This window comes from Micromonospora sp. LOL_014 (genome assembly GCF_048060245.1).
In the GTDB taxonomy this organism is placed as follows: domain Bacteria; phylum Actinomycetota; class Actinomycetes; order Mycobacteriales; family Micromonosporaceae; genus Micromonospora_E.
Genome location: NZ_JBHMIP010000003.1, coordinates 175,466 through 191,796, shown reverse-complemented (window position 1 = coordinate 191,796; position 16,331 = coordinate 175,466). Strand labels below are relative to the sequence as shown.

General features: G+C 70.9%; 15 protein-coding genes. 8 read left to right on the top strand and 7 right to left on the bottom strand.

Annotated features, from left to right (window positions below):
* Nucleotides 1–88 precede the first annotated feature (88 nt).
* The 5 genes from ACFHW1_RS04260 (at nt 89) to ACFHW1_RS04240 (ending at nt 5,137) form a co-directional block, all read left to right on the top strand.
* Nucleotides 89–499, top strand: coding sequence for a DivIVA domain-containing protein (locus ACFHW1_RS04260; RefSeq protein ID WP_416614849.1), 411 nt, complete (start codon nt 89–91; stop codon nt 497–499).
* Nucleotides 496–2,250 carry a hypothetical protein gene (locus ACFHW1_RS04255; RefSeq protein ID WP_416614848.1) on the top strand — a complete coding sequence of 585 codons (1,755 nt, stop codon included), beginning with the start codon at nt 496–498 and terminating at the stop codon, nt 2,248–2,250. Before ACFHW1_RS04260 ends, ACFHW1_RS04255 begins: the two co-directional genes overlap by 4 nt.
* Before the next feature lie 25 nt (nt 2,251–2,275).
* A complete protein-coding gene (locus ACFHW1_RS04250; RefSeq protein ID WP_416614846.1) occupies nt 2,276–3,721 on the top strand; it encodes a hypothetical protein in 1,446 nt (481 codons plus the stop codon).
* Nucleotides 3,718–4,500 (top strand): 3-ketoacyl-ACP reductase, encoded by a 783-nt coding sequence (locus tag ACFHW1_RS04245; protein WP_416550959.1) that lies wholly within the window; start codon nt 3,718–3,720, stop codon nt 4,498–4,500. Before ACFHW1_RS04250 ends, ACFHW1_RS04245 begins: the two co-directional genes overlap by 4 nt.
* 106 nt (nt 4,501–4,606) lie before the next feature.
* Nucleotides 4,607–5,137 carry a hypothetical protein gene (locus tag ACFHW1_RS04240; RefSeq protein ID WP_416550958.1) on the top strand — a complete coding sequence of 177 codons (531 nt, stop codon included), beginning with the start codon at nt 4,607–4,609 and terminating at the stop codon, nt 5,135–5,137.
* Between the two features lie 32 nt (nt 5,138–5,169).
* Here ACFHW1_RS04240 and ACFHW1_RS04235 read toward each other — a convergent pair whose 3' ends face one another.
* Together ACFHW1_RS04235 and ACFHW1_RS04230 are read right to left on the bottom strand one after the other, a co-directional pair.
* Complete coding sequence (locus tag ACFHW1_RS04235; protein ID WP_370461626.1) at nt 5,170–5,391, bottom strand: DUF397 domain-containing protein; 222 nt, start codon at nt 5,389–5,391, stop codon at nt 5,170–5,172.
* Entirely contained in the window at nt 5,367–6,242 is an 876-nt protein-coding gene (locus ACFHW1_RS04230; RefSeq protein WP_416569134.1) for a helix-turn-helix domain-containing protein, read from the bottom strand. Before ACFHW1_RS04230 ends, ACFHW1_RS04235 begins: the two co-directional genes overlap by 25 nt.
* 443 nt (nt 6,243–6,685) lie before the next feature.
* Here ACFHW1_RS04230 and ACFHW1_RS04225 point away from each other — a divergent pair, with 443 nt between their 5' ends.
* The gene (locus ACFHW1_RS04225; protein WP_416550956.1) at nt 6,686–6,973 is read left to right on the top strand and encodes a hypothetical protein; all 288 of its coding nucleotides are present in this window, start codon (nt 6,686–6,688) and stop codon (nt 6,971–6,973) included.
* A 6-nt stretch (nt 6,974–6,979) separates the two neighbouring features.
* On the opposite strand, the gene ACFHW1_RS04220 is transcribed toward ACFHW1_RS04225, so the two are convergent.
* Complete coding sequence (locus ACFHW1_RS04220; RefSeq protein WP_416550955.1) at nt 6,980–7,861, bottom strand: PASTA domain-containing protein; 882 nt, start codon at nt 7,859–7,861, stop codon at nt 6,980–6,982.
* A 126-nt stretch (nt 7,862–7,987) separates the two neighbouring features.
* Here ACFHW1_RS04220 and ACFHW1_RS04215 point away from each other — a divergent pair, with 126 nt between their 5' ends.
* The gene (locus ACFHW1_RS04215; protein WP_416550954.1) at nt 7,988–9,136 is read left to right on the top strand and encodes a hypothetical protein; all 1,149 of its coding nucleotides are present in this window, start codon (nt 7,988–7,990) and stop codon (nt 9,134–9,136) included.
* A 10-nt stretch (nt 9,137–9,146) separates the two neighbouring features.
* Here ACFHW1_RS04215 and ACFHW1_RS04210 read toward each other — a convergent pair whose 3' ends face one another.
* Both ACFHW1_RS04210 and ACFHW1_RS04205 read right to left on the bottom strand, forming a co-directional pair.
* Nucleotides 9,147–10,628, bottom strand: coding sequence for a glutamate--cysteine ligase (locus ACFHW1_RS04210; RefSeq protein WP_416550953.1), 1,482 nt, complete (start codon nt 10,626–10,628; stop codon nt 9,147–9,149).
* Between the two features lie 293 nt (nt 10,629–10,921).
* Entirely contained in the window at nt 10,922–11,497 is a 576-nt protein-coding gene (locus ACFHW1_RS04205) for a YceI family protein (protein WP_416569136.1), read from the bottom strand.
* A gap of 103 nt (nt 11,498–11,600) precedes the next feature.
* On the opposite strand from ACFHW1_RS04205, the gene ACFHW1_RS04200 reads away from it, so the two are divergent.
* Nucleotides 11,601–12,092, top strand: a complete 492-nt coding sequence (locus tag ACFHW1_RS04200; protein ID WP_416550951.1) for a MarR family winged helix-turn-helix transcriptional regulator — start codon at nt 11,601–11,603, stop codon at nt 12,090–12,092.
* Between the two features lie 249 nt (nt 12,093–12,341).
* Here ACFHW1_RS04200 and ACFHW1_RS04195 read toward each other — a convergent pair whose 3' ends face one another.
* Together ACFHW1_RS04195 and ACFHW1_RS04190 are read right to left on the bottom strand one after the other, a co-directional pair.
* A complete protein-coding gene (locus tag ACFHW1_RS04195; RefSeq protein WP_416614845.1) occupies nt 12,342–14,987 on the bottom strand; it encodes an ATP-binding protein in 2,646 nt (881 codons plus the stop codon).
* A 126-nt stretch (nt 14,988–15,113) separates the two neighbouring features.
* Nucleotides 15,114–16,271 (bottom strand): acyl-CoA dehydrogenase family protein, encoded by a 1,158-nt coding sequence (locus tag ACFHW1_RS04190; protein ID WP_416569139.1) that lies wholly within the window; start codon nt 16,269–16,271, stop codon nt 15,114–15,116.
* Nucleotides 16,272–16,331: the final 60 nt, after the last annotated feature.

The window sequence follows — 16,331 nt, the reverse complement described above, 5'->3', positions numbered from 1 at the left end:
CCAGGGCGGCGGCACAACTGCGACGTCAGCCGCGCCCTCTCGACCCGTACCCCTGAAGGTTCCCGACTCTTGGAAGGTGGTTCCTCCTGTGCGTAGGTTCTTTGACCTGTTCCGTCGACCGCCGGTGCGGAGCCGTCGCAACCGGCGGTTGCTCGCCGAAATCGCCCGTCACAACCAGCGGCCGACCGACTCTGCCGCCGGCCAGCGCCGGCCGGTGCGGCGAGCCCCGAACACCGTCGGCCACCTGTACGGCAGGCCGGTGCGGCCGTCGATCAATCCCGGTCTGGTCCGCGACCGCCGGTTCGGCGACCGAACCCGGCGCGGCTGCGACCCCACCGAGGTACGCACGTTCCTGCACCTGGTCGCCGACGAGCTGACCGCCCTGCGCGCCGAACTGGCCGCCACCCGCGACGAGAACGTGCGGATCAAGCAGGCGTTGCGGGACTGGCAGTCACAGCAGTTCCAGCAGTTCCAGGCAGGGACGGGGGTGACGGGGTGACCGGGGTCAACGGGGTGCCGGCCGGCCAGGTCCGCGTCGTCGGGTTCGGGTCCGAGCGGCGGCGGGCGCAACTCGTGGTCACCGTCGCCAACCTCGACACCGGGGCGGTCGCCTCGACCAGCCTCGTGCCGGGTTCGTTCACGCCGCTACCGACACCAAACGGCACCTGGTGGCTGCCGTATGCCCCGATCGTCACCGACCTCGCCGCCCGCGCGGGCGTGGCCGCCGCGACGCTGCGCGACCCGGACTTCCCCGACGAACCCGGCCGGCTCCCGTCCTCCGGGCTGACCCTGCCGGTCCAGTGGCAGCCCGGCATCCCGCAGCGGGACCGCCACAAGTGGGAAGCGGCGGCGCTCGCCAACCGGATCACCGCGCCGTGGCTGGTCCTGGTCGGCCGCAGCAGCGAACCGCCGCCACCGGGCGACCCGGCCCGGCTGCTCGGCCGGCTGTGCGCGCTCGCCAACCAACTCCACGTCGACCTGGTCCTCGAAGCCCGACCAGCGTCGACCCCGAGCGGGCTGAGCTGGGACATCCGGTACGAACTCGCCGGCGGGAAAGTGCCCGACTACGCGCACCGCTGGGTAGCCGACCTGCCGGCGGCGGTCACCTCGATCAGCCCGGAACGGGCCGCGTCCGGGCTGGCCGTGGCCGACTGGAACCTCCCCGCCCACTACCTCACCGAGTCCGCCCTCACGCCGCACCCGGTGCCGGTCGGGCTCGACGGACACCCCGGCGGCCACGACCTCGACCAACTCGAACGACGCATGATCGCCGACGCCGAGCAGCACGGCGGCGCGCAGGGGATCTGGCGGAACCGGCACTGGTGGCACACCAGCCTGCGACCCGACGACACCGAGCCGGGCGGGGTCGGCGGCAGATTCGTACGCGGCTGGGAGCCGCCGGCTCCGAGATACTGGGGCGAGCCGATCCCTACCCACCCCTGCCGACGATGCACCAACGCGGCAGATCCGCCGTACTGCACCGACTGCTACGGCACCCGCCGGGTCCGCCACGGCGCCGTCGTCACCGTCACCGACCTGCGCGGCCGGACCGTGCACCGCAACTGGCGACCCGACGACGGCACCCCACCCGCCCTCGCCCACACCGACCAGGCGTCCGGCACCAGCGTGTGGCAGCTCCCCGAGCACTACCGGATCGGCCCACTCGCCGCCGAGTTCGGCGTACAGCCGACCGACCTGACCGACATCGACGGCGAACACGTCATCGACCAGCACCTGCGCAACGGCATCAGCCAGATCCCCCACACCGGCGGGGACCCGGTCGCCGCGTACCTTGCCGAAGCCGCCGCCGCCCACGACGGCGCCCGCATCATCGCCCGCGCCACCGACTGGCCCGGCCCCACCCTCGACCAGTTGGCCCGACTCGTCACCGGTCTCGGCCTCGCCCTCGACATCACCGCCGTCGACCACCGCGACAGCATCGGCCGGCCGGAGCTGATGCAGGGCCACACCTGGTCGGTCCAGGTCGCCGACCCGGCCACCCCGCCGACCGTCGACCCGGTCCCCACCAGCGCCGCCCTGCCCGAAGCCGTCGCCCTCTGCCACCGCTACCTCTACGGCGCGCTGCGCGCGACCATCCCCACCGACCCCGAACAGCCGATGCCCGTCCCACAACAGCCTGCGACGGCCGGTCCAGCACCCGACACCACCAGCTTCATCACCGAGGTACGCCAGCAAGCCGCCACCCACCCCGGCCAGCCCGCCACCATCCGCATCGGGTCTTCCGCCTAGGCAAGCGCTTTCCTATGCTGATCCGATGATTCGGATCGACGACGCGCTGACCCCGGCCAGCCTGCAACCCGGGATCGACCGCCTCTGGGAAGCCTCCGCCCACAAGATCGACTCGATCGAGAAGACCTGCCCACCAGGGTCGGCGTCGCCGGTCTTCACCGTCGACGGCCGGTACGCCGCGCGTGGCTGGACCGAATGGACCCAGGGCTTCCAGTACGGCTCCGCCCTGCTGCAGTTCGACGCCACCGGCGAACAGCGGTTCCTGGACTCCGCCCGCGAGTTGACCGTCGCCGTGATGGCCAGCCACGTCAGCCACATCGGCGTGCACGACCACGGCTTCAACAACGTCAGCACGTACGGCAACCTGTGGCGGCTGATGGCCGAGGGCCGGCTCCCGCACGACCGGGCCGAGCGCGACTTCTACGAGCTGGCGTTGAAGCTGACCGGGGCGGTGCAGGCGGCCCGCTGGCGGGACACCGCCGACGGCACCGGCTACATCTACTCGTTCAACGGGCCGCAGTCGCTGTTCGTCGACACCATCCGCTCCTGCCGGGCGCTGGCCGTGTCCCACCTGCTCGGCCACATGCTCATGGGCGAGCAGGACGAGCGGATCTCGCTGCTCGGCCGGCTGATCGAGCATGCCACCAACACCGCCCGGTACAACGTCTTCTACGGCGAAGGCCGGGACAGCTACGACCTGCGCGGCCGCACCGCCCACGAGTCGATCTTCAACGTCAACGACGGCCAGTTCCGCTGCCCGAGCACCCAGCAGGGCTACTCCCCGTTCACCACCTGGACGCGCGGCCTGGCCTGGGCGATGCTCGGCTTCCCGGAGCAGCTCGAATACCTGGCCGTGCTGCCGGACAGCGACCTCGAACCGTACGGCGGGCGGGCCGAGGTGACCGCGATGATGCTGAAGGCCGCAACCGCCACCTGCGACTTCTACCTCGAACACACCCCGACCGACGGCATCCCGTACTGGGACACCGGCGCACCCGGCCTGGCCTCCCTCGGCGACTACCTGGACCGGCCGGCGGACCCGTACAACGATCATGAGCCGGTCGATTCGTCGGCCGCCTGCATCGGTGCACAGGGTCTGCTGCGACTCGGCCGCTACCTGACCGACGCCGGGCAGCCCGACGCCGGTCGCCGCTACTGGCAGGCCGGGCTGACCGTGGCCGGCACCCTGCTCGACGAGCCGTACCTGAGCACCGACACCCGCCACCAGGGACTGATCCTGCACTCGATCTACCACCGGCCGAACGGCTGGGACCATGTGCCGGCCGGCAGCCGGGTGCCGCACGGCGAGTCGAGCATGTGGGGCGACTACCACGCTCGCGAACTGGCGCTCTACCTGCAGCGGGTGGCCCGTGATGAGCCGTACTACACGTTCTTCGGCCCGGCCGACGCCGACGCCACCGACGGCACGGGCAGCGCCGACAGCGCGGGCACCGTCGGGGGCGGACGGTGACCGCCTCCGCGCGGGTCGCCATCGTCACCGGCGGTTCCCGGGGGATCGGGCGCGGGATCGTGCTGTCGCTCGCCGCCGCCGGCTACGACGTCGTGGTCAACTACGCCCGCAACGCCGACGCAGCCCGCCAGGTCGGCGAACAGGTCGAGGCGGTGGGCCGCCGGGCGCTGCTGGTCGGCGCGGATGTGTCGATCGCCGCAGACCGGCAACGGCTGGTCGATCAGACCGTCGCGACCTTCGGCCGGATCGACCTGCTGGTCAACAACGCCGGTGTGGCCCCAGACGTACGGGCAGACCTGCTCGACGCGACGGAGGAGTCCTTCGATCGGCTGATCGACATCAATTTGAAGGGTCCCTTTTTTCTGACCCAGCAGGTCAGCCGAGCCATGATCGACATGGTGGCGGCCGGCACCGTCACCGCGCCGAAGATCGTCATCGTCTCGTCGATCAGCGCCTACACGGCGAGCGTCAACCGGGGCGACTACTGCGTGGCCAAGGCCGGCCTGGCGATGACCACCCAGTTGTACGCCGCCCGCCTCGCTGAGCACGGCATCAACGTCTACGAGATCCGGCCCGGCATCATCGCCACCGACATGACCGGTCCGGTCCAGGCGAAGTACGACGATCTGATTCTCAACCAGGGTCTGACGCCTATCCGCCGCTGGGGCCAGCCGGACGACGTCGGGCGGGCGGTGGTGGCGGTCGCCACCGACCTGCTGCCGTTCAGCACCGGCCAGGTGATCGACGTCGACGGTGGCTTCCACGTACGGACGCTGTAGCCAGCGGACGCTTCAGCCCGCCGGAACCCCTACGGGCGGCCGATGGGTGGTTGACCAGGGCTGCGCCCGGAGGTGCCGACATCGACCGGCCGGCAGGATTCTGAGCATGGACATCGCTCTGGTCGGCTGGTTGGCGTTGACCGGTGGCTGGCTCGCCGCCGCCGTGATCGCCGAATCGCTGCCGTCAGCGGGCAGCCCGGCCGCGCTGCGGCGCCGGGTCGGCTGGCTCACCGCGTTCGTACTGGCCGGCCTGGGCGGGATCGCCGGGTTGATCGGTAGCGGGGCGGCCAGCGCGCAGGTGCTGTTGCTCGCCGTGCCGGCGGTGGCGGTCGCGGTGGTCACCCTGCCGCGCCTGCGGCGGCTGTATGGCGGATCGGCGGCGTTCGTCACCGCGCCCGCCGCGCCGAGTCCGCCAGGGCTGCTGGCCCGCGCGGCGCACCCGTTGGTGGCGTTGCCGGTGCAGGTGACGGCGCTGGCGCTGGTGCCGGTGGCGGCGCGGTACTTCGGTGGCGTGCCGGGAGTAGGGGTGGTGGCCGACGGACTGATGCTGACCGTGGCGGTGATCCTGCTGGTCGCCATCGGGGTGCGGCATGCGCTGCGGCACAGCGCGCTGGCTGAGCATGCTGGGCACGGTTGAGCCCCGGGACGCACCCGGGGCTCAACCATGGGTCAGTCCAGGTCGAATTCGCCGTCTCGGGCACCGCCGAGGAAGGCGTCCCACTCGTCGGAGGTGAAGATCAGGACCGGCCCGGTCGGGTTCTTCGAGTCGCGAACCGCGATGGCCTGGTCAACGAACGCGATCTCCACGCAGTTGTCGCAGTTCGGCCCGCTGCGCGAGCTTTTTCGCCAGGCCGCACGGGTCAGGTCTACCCGAAGCCCCTTGACCTCGATGTCCACAATGGCTCCTTCGCGCGTTCAGCGATCATCGCGACGGACTCCTCGGGAGTGAGCGCCGCCGCGCGTATGTGATCGAAGATAAATAGGTACTTGCGTAGTTCATCGGTCTTCTCCAGGAAGAGCCCACCGGTGGCATTCTCCGCGTAGACGACGTCCGCGTCGCTGGGCTCCGGAAAGTCGAGGATGGTGAACGTCCCGTCCATCCCGGCGTGTGCCCCCACCTCGAACGGAAGGACCTGCAGGGTCACGTTCGGCAGATCCGCCGTCTCGACGAGGCGGTGTAGTTGGGCGCGCATCACCGCGTCGCCGCCGACCGGCCGACTCAACACCGCCTCATCGAGCACCGCCCATACATCGATCTGATCTTCCTGAGTCAGTAACGACTGACGCTTCAGTCGGATATGGACGCGGTGGGCAACTTCTTCGTCGGTGATGTCGGGCCGAGCCGAGCGGATCATCGCCTGGGCGTAGTCGGCGGTCTGCAGCAGACCGGGAACCACCTGCTGCTCGTACGCCCGGACCGACCGAGCCGCTGCCTCGAAGCCGACGTACGCGCCGGTGAGCACCGTGGAGTACGGATGCCACCAGCCCTTCTGCCGAGCCTCCCGGGCAATCTGCACCAGCTCCTCGGCCTCGACACCGGTCACGCCGTAGATTTCCAGCATGTCGCGAACGTCCCGCGGAGTCGCGGCGGTGTGTCCCGTCTCGATCCGGGAGACCTTGGAGGCGGAGCACTCCAGCTGTTCGGCCACCGCATCGATCGTGACTTTCGCGCCTTCCCGCCGCCGGCGCAGTTCGGCGCCGAGACGGCGGCGACGGACGGTTGGGCTTCGACGCTCGGTCACCGGTCACCTCCGGTTAGGGGTAGGGGCAGTCGGCCGCCTCCGCGCACGCGGTTGAGGGGCGACGGGGTTACGTCGCGAGCGGTCGTGCGTGGACGGGGAGGAAGGCCGACGCGGAAAGAAAGCTTGTTCAGTCTGCCGCCCGTACATGTAGGACTTCAAGCAGCAATCAATCGAGTGATTTTCGCATTACGCCAAAACCACTTTGCAACTTGCATCGAGGGCGACGGTGGTGCACTCTTTGCGTAGGCCACAGGTCACTCAGCGTTCAACCAAGATCGTATCCGCCGCGGTTGCGCCGTACCGCGACGGTGCCTGCTGTCCGGACACCAGCAACGCCGTGCCCGTCTGACCACCGGCAACCCGGTGGAACATCCGACCGTGCCCGGTGCGGATCCGCATGCCCGGCAGCAATCGGACAACGGCAGCTCGGAACAGGAGTAGCGGTGCTACTACCCCGCTCAGGAGACGTCCTCCACGTGACCCGTGCGGCAAGCGTGCAGTTCCTCGAGCCGCTCCTCTTCCGGGTGATCCGGGTGCACGACTGGCCGACCTACCATGGTTGGGTCTGGCTGGACGGCTACGAACTCAACGCCAGCGGCGAAGCCGTCGACCGGCGCTCCATCTTCGTCCAGATCGACGGCCTACGCCAGCTCCGGGTGGTGGCCGACCGGCCGGGTCGGGCAGCTGCCCGGCGGCCGGCTTCGACGGTGATGTCGGCGCGGGCCAGCTGACCCCGCTCAGTCCTCGTCTCCGTCGCCCGGCTCCCCGGTCGGCTCGGCCACCCCCGTCGGTTCGGCCGGACCCGTCGGCTCGGTGTTGGTCGCGGCGATCACCAACAGGATCTCGGTGCCGGGCGGCACCTCCGTCCCGGCCGGCGGGTCGGTCTCGAGCACCGTGCCGGCCGGCTGGTCCGAGCCGCGCTGTTCCAGCCGGTACACCAGGTCGCGCTCGTCGAGTTCGGCACGGGCGTCCGCCAACGGCAGCCCGGTCAGCGTCGGTACGACCACCAGCGGCGCCTCGCTGGTCTGCTCCTCGGTCGGCTCCGGCTGCTCCTCGGTCGGCTCGGGCTGCTCCGTCTCCGGCTGCGCGGTCGGCACCGTCGCGGTCGGAGCCGCCGTCCGCGTCGGCTCAACCGGATCCGTGGAGTCGTCGAGCGTGCTGACCCACCAGATCACCAGGCCGACCAACGCGATCAGCAGCAGCACCAGAACACCGATCAGGATCGGCAGCCACCACGGCCGGCCGCCGCCTTCCGTACCGCCCGGTCCCGGCCAGTCGCCGGTGCCGCCGCCACCCGCCCCCGGGCGCACCGGCACCCCGGCCCGGCCGGACCACGCCGGCTCCCGAGCGCCACCGGCGGCGGAACCCGCCGGAAGGTCGGGTGCGGTCGAGCCGAGGGGCCCGCCCCGGTCGGCGACCGTCGCTCCCGGGTCGCCACCCGGTGTGCCGGGCCAACCGGGCGGCTGGTCGGACCCACCGGTCGACTCGCCGGCCTGGTCAGCTGGCCCACCAGCCCTGGTCCCCCAGGGGTCGACCGGCCGGGGCAGCTGGCTGGTGTAGTCCCCGGCGTCACGCCCCGCCGAGCCGTCCTCCGCAGGATCCCTCGGTCTGTCGGCCATGACTCGTCCTCTCCGTACCACCGGGCGTGACTTTCGGTAGAGCTCAAGATATCGACCCGGCCACCGGACAGCGCGCCCCACGCCCACGAGTCGCCGGAGTTCGCCACTACCGCTACAGTGCCCGGCATGGCCGTACGAGGCTGGGGAAGATCGGTCGCGACGGCGACCGGCATCGCTGCGGGCGCAGGCGCCGCGCAGCTCGGTCTGGGCTACGGCCTCGGCATAGTTGCCTGGTTACCGTCAGTCGACGGCGGAGGAGAGGCTTCCTGGGTCGCCAGCCTCGCCTGGGCTACGTGGATCACGGCGACCTCGGTGGTGATCGGTGCCGTCGTCGCAGACCGGCTCGCGCCGTCACCTCCCAACTCGGAACTGTCGGCCGGCGCCGATCCGGATCGAACGCCGGACAGCCTGCTGACCGCAAGCCTGTGGCGACTCGCCCTGGCCGCAGCGGCCGCGATCGGCGGGATGCTCACGGTCGCCCTGATCGCCGTACCCGCGCGCAGCGCGACCCGGGCCGACACCTTCTCCCCACAGACCATCGCCGCCGGGTACGCCATGGTGGGCGCGGTCGTCGGACTGCTGATGGCGATCTGGGCGGTCGCCTCCCGGGCGGCGGCGACGAACGCCATCGCCACCGTCGGCTGGCTCTGGCTGCTGGCGGTGGTCGCCGTGATCGACTCGGTGATCTCCGGCACCGGGCTGACCAGCGCCCAACTCGGCGTCTGGCAGATCACCGCGGACAGCGAACAGTACTGGTTCCGCAACATCTACCTGCCCGGGGCGGCGCTGTCGCTGGGTTCGGCGTTCATCATCGGCGCGGTCTCGGCCTGGCCGGCCGCCCGCGACGCGCGTCGCCGGGTGGGTGCCGCGATCTCCGGCGGTGTCGGCCCGGTACTGATCGCCGCAGCGTACTTCCTGGCCGCCCCCCGGCTGGTGGGACCACGGGCGGAGCAGCTCTCGGCGCATCTGCTCGCTCCGTACGCGGTGATCGCCGGCCTGGCCGGGTCGGTGCTGGTCACCGCGATCGCGCAGCGGCTGGAGATGTCCCGCCGGCAGCCCGCCACCACCACCGCCCGCGACCACGACGGCGCTTCGGCCACCGACGCGTCTGCCGATGGCCGGGACGATGCCTCCGGCTCCGGCTCCGCTGAAGGCCGCGACGCGCCGGTGCCGGAGCAGCCGACCAGTGGCCAGGTGGCCGGCCCGCCGACCCGAGGCACGGCTTCGGTCACCGGCGGTGGCCGGCCGGCGCCGACCACCCCCGACCGCAGCTGAACAGCGCGAATCAGTCGACCGGCCAGGTGTGCACCGGTTCGTTGCTGCGTTGCAGTTCGGCGTAGCGGTACAGCATCTGGTGCAGCGCGTCGGGTCGGGCCAGGCCCTGCTCCCGCTCGGCCCGCCAGACCGACTCGGTCTGCCAGACCGCGCCGTTGCGCCTCAACCGACAGCGTTGTTCGATGATGCCGAGCAGCCGGTCGCGCTGCTGTGGCGAGACCCCGAACCGGTCCAGCCCGGCGTACGCCTTGGGGAGTAGGACGTCCAGCACCAGATCGGTGACCGGGATCTCGCCGAGCTGCGGCCAGTGCACATGTGCGGCGATCCCGCGCCGCGCCGCCTGGTGGAAGTTCTCCTCGGCCGCGCCGAAGCTCAGCTGGCTCCACACCGGGCGGTCCGCCTCGGCGAGCTCCCTGGCCAGGCCGAAGTAGAAGGCGGCGTTGGCGAGCATGTCGACGACGGTCGGCCCGGCGGGCAGCACCCGGTTCTCCACCCGCAGGTGCGGTCGACCGTGCATGATGTCGTACACCGGCCGGTTCCACCGGTAGACGGTGCCGTTGTGCAGCCGTAGCTCGCTGAGCTCGGGCACGCCGCCGGCCTGCAGCACCTCGACCGGATCCTCGTCGGCGCAGATCGGCAGCAACGGCGGGAAGTATCGGACGTTCTCCTCGAAAAGGTCGAAGATCGAGGTGATCCACCGTTCACCGAACCACACCCGAGGCCGTACGCCCTGCGCCTTCAGCTCGTCCGGCCGGGTGTCGGTGGCCTGCTCGAACAGCACGATGCGGGTCTCCGCCCAGAGCTGTTTGCTGTAGAAGTACGGTGCGTTGGCGCCGAGCGCCACCTGGACCGCCGCGATGGCCTGGGACGCGTTCCAATAGTTGGCGAAGTTGTCCGGGGAGACCTGCAGGTGAAACTGCACACTGGTGCAGCCGGCCTCCGGGGCGATCGAGTCGGTGTACGCCTGCAGCCGCTCCACGCCCCGGATGTCCAGCCGGATGTCCTCCCCGCGGGCGGCGACGATCTGCTCGTTGAGCACCCGGTAACGCCCGTTGGTGGAGATGTTGTTCAGCACCAGGTGTTGTGGGGTGAGGGTGGGCAGTATGCCGATCAGGATGATGGCCGCCTCGGCCTTCGCCGCCCGGCCACCGGCGCGGGCCAGGCTGGCCTGCAGGTCGGCTTCGTAGTCGGCGAATCCGTCGGCCTCGATCAGCCGCGGGCGCGCGTTGAGTTCGAGGTTGAACTGCCCCAGTTCGGTCTGGAAGGTGGGGTCCGCGAGGTTGGCCAGGATCTCGGCGTTGCGCATCGCTGGCTCCGCGTACGGATCCACCAGGTTCAGCTCGATCTCCAGCCCGGTCGTCGGCCGGTCGGCGTCGAACTTGAAGTCGTCGAGCATCAGCGCGAAAACGTCGAGGCAGCGGCGAACTTTTTGCCGGTAACGTACGCGATCCTCCCGACTGAACGACGCGCGTGAACCGACATCCCTGCCCATAATGCCCTCCCCGGCGCGCCCTGAACGACCGCCGCCACGCTCGCTGGCCGAGCGGCGTGGCAGAACCGTTCCGACTGTGTGGTGGTGCAACCCTGCTCGACCGCGGCTGTCGTCGGCTCCCCCAGCCGGGACAGGCGTTGATCGCCCCAAAGTGAGCGGACCGAAGCGCTCGGTTTCACCTTTTCACATCCGACGGGCGTCTTCTACTGGGGTTACTACAGACAGCGGCACCCCGGTCACCGAAGAGGTGGCCGGGGGTGCCGCTGTGTCACGCCGGGTACGGGCGCCGGGGTTCATCCCTGACGGATGGCCTCGCCCTCGATCTCGATCTTGATCTTCTTGCCGACCAGCACGCCGCCGGTCTCCAGGGCGACGTTCCAGGTCAGGCCGAACTCCTCACGGTCGATCTCGGTGCTGGCGGTGAAGCCGAAGATGTCCTGGCCGAACGGGCTGCGGCCGGCGCCCTCGAACTCGACGGCGAGCTCCACCGGCCGGGTCACGTCCTTGACCGTCAGGTCACCGGCGAGCACGAACTCGTTGCCGCTGTGCGAGACGATCCCGGTGCTGCGGAACTCGATGGTGGTGAACTTCTCGACGTCGAGGAAGTCGCCGCCTCGCAGGTGGGCGTCCCGGTCGGCCTGCCCGGTGTTGATGCTGGCCGCCTGCAGCACCGCGGTGACCGACGACTGCAGCGGGTCCTCGGCGACGGTGATGGTGGCGGTGGCGTCGGTGAACTCACCGCGGACCTTGCTGACCATCATGTGGCGGGCGACGAATCCGACCCGCCGGTGAGCCTGGTCGAGCTCGTAGCTGCCGGCGGTGGGGATGGTGATGCCGCTCCACTCGCGGGTGGTCTGGTCGGTACTCATGGCTGCTGCCTCTCGCGGGACATCCGGTTGAAGGGGAAACATGTGCGACAGCAACAATAGACTAGGCAATATTCCTCATGTCAAGTACTGCTACGATGACCTGGTGACCGAGAACCTCGCCGACGATCCCCGGATCACCGCGATCGGCCTCCTCTTCGAAGTCCACACCGGGCTCGCGGCCCGCTTCGCGGCGCAGTTCGAGGAGCACGGCCTGTCGACGGTTGAGTTCGAGGTGCTGATGCGGCTGCGCCGTTCCGCAGGTCATCAACTGCGGATGACCGACCTGGCCGCTCAGGCTGCGCTGTCCACCAGTGGCGCGACCCGGGTGGTCGACCGGATGGTGCGCGACGGGCTGGTCTGCCGGCGCGCCTGCCCGTCCGACCGGCGCAGCTCGTACGCGGTGCTCACCCGGGCCGGTCAGCAACGCCTCGACGACACCCTCCCCGGTCACCTACAGCTGATCGGGCAGTGGTTCACCGGTCAGTTCGAGCCTGCGGAGTTGACGACGCTACTCGACACCCTCCGGCGCCTTCGTGACGCGGTGCATCCGCAGGCAACCGCCGGCAGTGACGAAGCGAACGCGCCGGTCCGTTGACCGACGCCGGCACCGGCAGAAGGACCGGCAGAAAGCACCCTCGATCAACGACATAATGCTCTGAAAGCCGCAAACAGCTCGGATGGGCTGGATAGCGTACTGGCGACCGGGAGCGTAACGGGGGGTGCGGCGCGAAGGCCAGGACAGTGGTCCAGGCCGGGGGGCGATTCCGCGCCAACCCGGGGGGCGTGTCGACGTCCGGCGGGTGGCCAGTGATGGCCCCGCCGGACGTCCGCGTCTTGACCTGATTCATCCCTGACCCACCGCGTCCCGTTCCCGGGGCAGCAGCGTGATCCCGGCACTGTGGCAGGCCGCCGCCAACCGGTCGCGGGCCGCGGCCCGCGACACCGCCGTCTCGGCGTGCACCACCAGCCCCACCATCGCCTCCACCGCGTCCCGCGGCTCCGGGCCGTTGCCCAGCGAACGGGCAGCCACGGCGTACCACTCCAACGCCAGCTCCCGTTCCCCGCGCCGCGCCGCGAGGGTCGCCTCGATCAACGCGCACCGGGGATCGTCGCCCGGCCCGGCCTGGTCGGCAGGGGGACCCGGCCGGTCCACCACCTCCACCGGCACCACCTGGCCACGGAGCTCGGTAAGGGCGTCGGCCGCATCCGCGAGGCGGCCGTCCTGGGCCAGCGCCAGCCCGACGATGCCCAACACCTGCCGCCGGTGACTCGGATCACCGACGGCGGTCAACGCCGCCAACACCCGGCGTCCCAGGTCGGCTGCCCGCGCGTACCGGCCCTCAAGCCTGGCCACCTCGGCCAGGTTGGCCCGGGCCAGCAGCCGCAACCGGTCCTCGCCGGACCTGGCCGCGAGCCGGTCGACCGCCGCCAGCCGGCGCCGGGCGGCCCGCAGGTCACCCGAACGGATCTCGTGCCGGGCCAACGCGTGCTGGGCGAGCGTCATCTCCCGGATCCGGCCGATCCGGCCGGCCAGGGCAAGCACCGCCTCGGAGTGCGCCCGCGCCTCGTCGAACCGACCGGCGGCCAGACAGGCAGAACTGAGCACGGTACGCGCGGCCAGCTCACCCGACGTCTCCCCGAGCTCGATGAACATGGCCAGCGCCGACCGGACCGCCGGAAGTTCCTGCGGACCGGCGTCGTGCTCCAGGGCGAGCTGAGCCATGCCGATCTGGGCCCAGGCCCGGATCGCCGGGTCCGCGTCGGCCGACCGCGGGTCGTCGAGCAGCCGGCGCAGCCAGCGCCGCCCGGCCACGTCGCGTCCCCGGAACCGCCACCACCGGGGCAGGGCGGCGGCCAGGCGCAGTGCGGTGTGCGGGTCGTCGTTGGCGGAGTGGGCGAGCGCGGCCCACAGGTCACTGGCCACCTCGTCGAGCCGACTGACGACGGTGACCAGCTTCGGCCCGGCCAGGTCGACCGCCGCCCGCTCGGCGAGCCGCGCGAACAGCACGGCGTGCCGACGCCGGATTGCCGACAGTTCGCCGTGGGCGGCGGCCCGCTCGGTGGCCAGATCCCGCACCACGTCGATCAGCCGGAACCGGTACGGACCCGCGCCCCGGGCACCGAGCAGCCCCAACGACATGAGCCGGTCGAGGAACGGCACCGGGTCGACCCGACCGCCCTGATCCGACTGGCCGATGTCGGGTTGGCCGATGTCGAGTTGGCCAACAACCGGCTGGATCGGATTTCCGGCGAGCATCCCCTCGGCCAGCTCGACCGACCACCGGTTGCGGAACGCCGAGAGCCGACGTACGCCGCGCCGCTCGGCGGGAGTAAGCAGCGCGTAGCTGGCCGCGACCGCGTCGCGCAGGGTCACCGCCACCACTTCCCTGCTGGGTGGTGGCACCGCCAGATCGAGCAGCCGGTCGCCGTACCGGTTGAAGATCTCGTTCAGGTCGAGCGCCCGCCCCCGGGCGGCGGCCAGCTCGATGGCCAGTGGCAGCCCGCCTAGCCGCCGGACGAGCCCGACCAGCGCGCCGACTTCGCCCGGGTGCACCGGTTCCCGGCGTACCTGCCGGAGCCGGGCCAGGAAAAGCCGCGCCGCCGGGTAGCCGGCGACCGTGGCCAGGTCGGTCTCGGTGTCGGCCGGCGGCACCTCCAGCGGCGTGACCGGCCAGACCCGTTCACCGGGGAGCCCGACCGGGTGCCGGCCGGTCGCCACCACCTGCAGCGACGGCGCGGTACGGGTCAGCCAGTGCAGCGCGTCGGCTATCGCCACCGGCGCCCGTTCCACCGCGTCGACCAGCAGCAGTGTCGGGCCGTCGGCGAGCCGGGCCGCCAGATCGTTGACCCGCCCGACACCGAAGACGGTGGCGGAGGCGGTCAGTACGTCACTGACGGTGGAGCCTTCGGTGACGACGATGCCACCGGTGCCGCCCGGATACCGGTCGGTCACCTCGGCGGCGACCGCGAGCGCCAGGCTGGTCTTGCCGACTCCGGCCAGTCCGACCAGGCTGACCAGCCCTGCCCCGGCACCGGGGCCCGCAGTCAGCAGGCCGGCCAGGTCGGCCACGTCACAGTCGCGGCCGATCAGTTCGCCGGGCAGTGGGACACCACGGCTACGGCCGGGCCCGACCAACGTCTCGATGTCGCCGGCAGCCTCGCTGGGCGGCCCGGCCGAAAACGCTGCGGTGGCGAGTGCCGGAGTCAGCTGGCGCGGGATCGTCGGACGCGGCTCGGCCGGGCGGCCCCGCGCCGCCGCGTGAAACTCCGTCCGGTCCTCGCCGGTCAGGCCGAGCGCGGCGACGAGCAGATCGACCGTGGTCCGCTGCGGCCGGGCCGTGCGGGCCCGCTCCAGGTCCCGGACGGTCCGCACGCCGACCCCGGCCACCGCGGCGAGCTCCGCCTGGGTCAGGCCGACGGCCAGCCGACGGCTGCGGAGTAGTTCGTCGAACCCGACCCTGCTCTGGTCAGGAGCATGATCCGGACTCATGGCAGGAGAGGGTACGCATTGCGGGGTGCCCGGGTCAGCTTTGCGTCAGGCTGACGACCCGAAAGGAACGGATTTCCGACACAACCGGTGAGGTGCGGTGCCCTCCGGAGCGCCCTTACAAGATCATCAAGCGGCGGCCAGCCCAAGATCACGAGCGATGATCATTCGCTGGATCTCCGAGGTGCCCTCGCCGATCTCGAGAATCTTCGCGTCACGCCAGAAACGCGCGACCGGGAACTCGTTCATGAAGCCGTAACCACCGTGGAGCTGGGTCGCCTCCCGGGCGTTCTGCACGGCGCACTCGCTGGCGTGCAACTTCGCCACCGCGGCCTGACGTTTGAACTGGTCACCGGCGAGCATCCGGGCGGCCGCGTCGTAGTAGGCCAGCCGGGCGGTGTGCGCACGTACCTCCATGTCGGCGATCTTGAATTGAATCGCCTGATACCCGCCGATGAGCTGGCCGAATGCGCGGCGCTGACCCGCGTACCGGACGGACTCGTCGACACACCCCTGCGCGAGGCCGACCGCGAGGGCGGCGATCGCGATCCGCCCCTCGTCGAGAATCCGGAGGAATTGCGCGAACCCCCGACCCCGCTCACCCAGTAGATTATCGGCCGGAACCCGACAATCGTCGAACGTCAACTCGTGGGTGTCCGAGGCACACCAGCCGACCTTCGAGTAGCCGGGCGCAACGGTGAACCCCGGCGTCCCGGCCGGCACGATGATGGTGGACAGTTCCTTCGAACCATCCGGCCCGGTCCCGGTCACCGCGGTGACCGTCACCAGCGAGGTGATGTCGGTACCCGAGTTGGTGATGAACGCCTTCGAACCGTTGATCACCCAATGGTCGCCGTCGCGCACCGCCCGGGTGGCGGTCCCCCCGGCGTCGGACCCGAATCCCGGCTCGGTCAGCCCGAAACCGGCCAATGCCGCCCCGCTGACCAACTCCGGCAGCCACCGCTCACGCTGCTCCGGGGTGCCGAACCGGTAGATCGGCATCGCGCCGAGCGAGACCGCCGCCTCCAGGGTGATGGCCACACTGGAATCGATCCGGGCCAGCTCCTCCAGCACCAGACAGAGCGCGAAGTAGTCGCCGCCCATCCCGCCGTACTCCTCCGGGAACGGCAGCCCGAACAGCCCCATCCTGCCCATCTGACGGACGATGTCGTACGGGAAGGCGTGCCGCTGGTAGTAGTCACCGATCACCGGCGCGATCACCTCGCGGGCGAACTCGCGGACGCTCTCCCGCAGCGCCTGCTGCTCGTCGGTCAGCCTGAAGTCCATGCTCAGATCCTTTCTGGAGGACTCGAAGCCCAATCGGCTGCCACTGGCACCGGCCGCCGC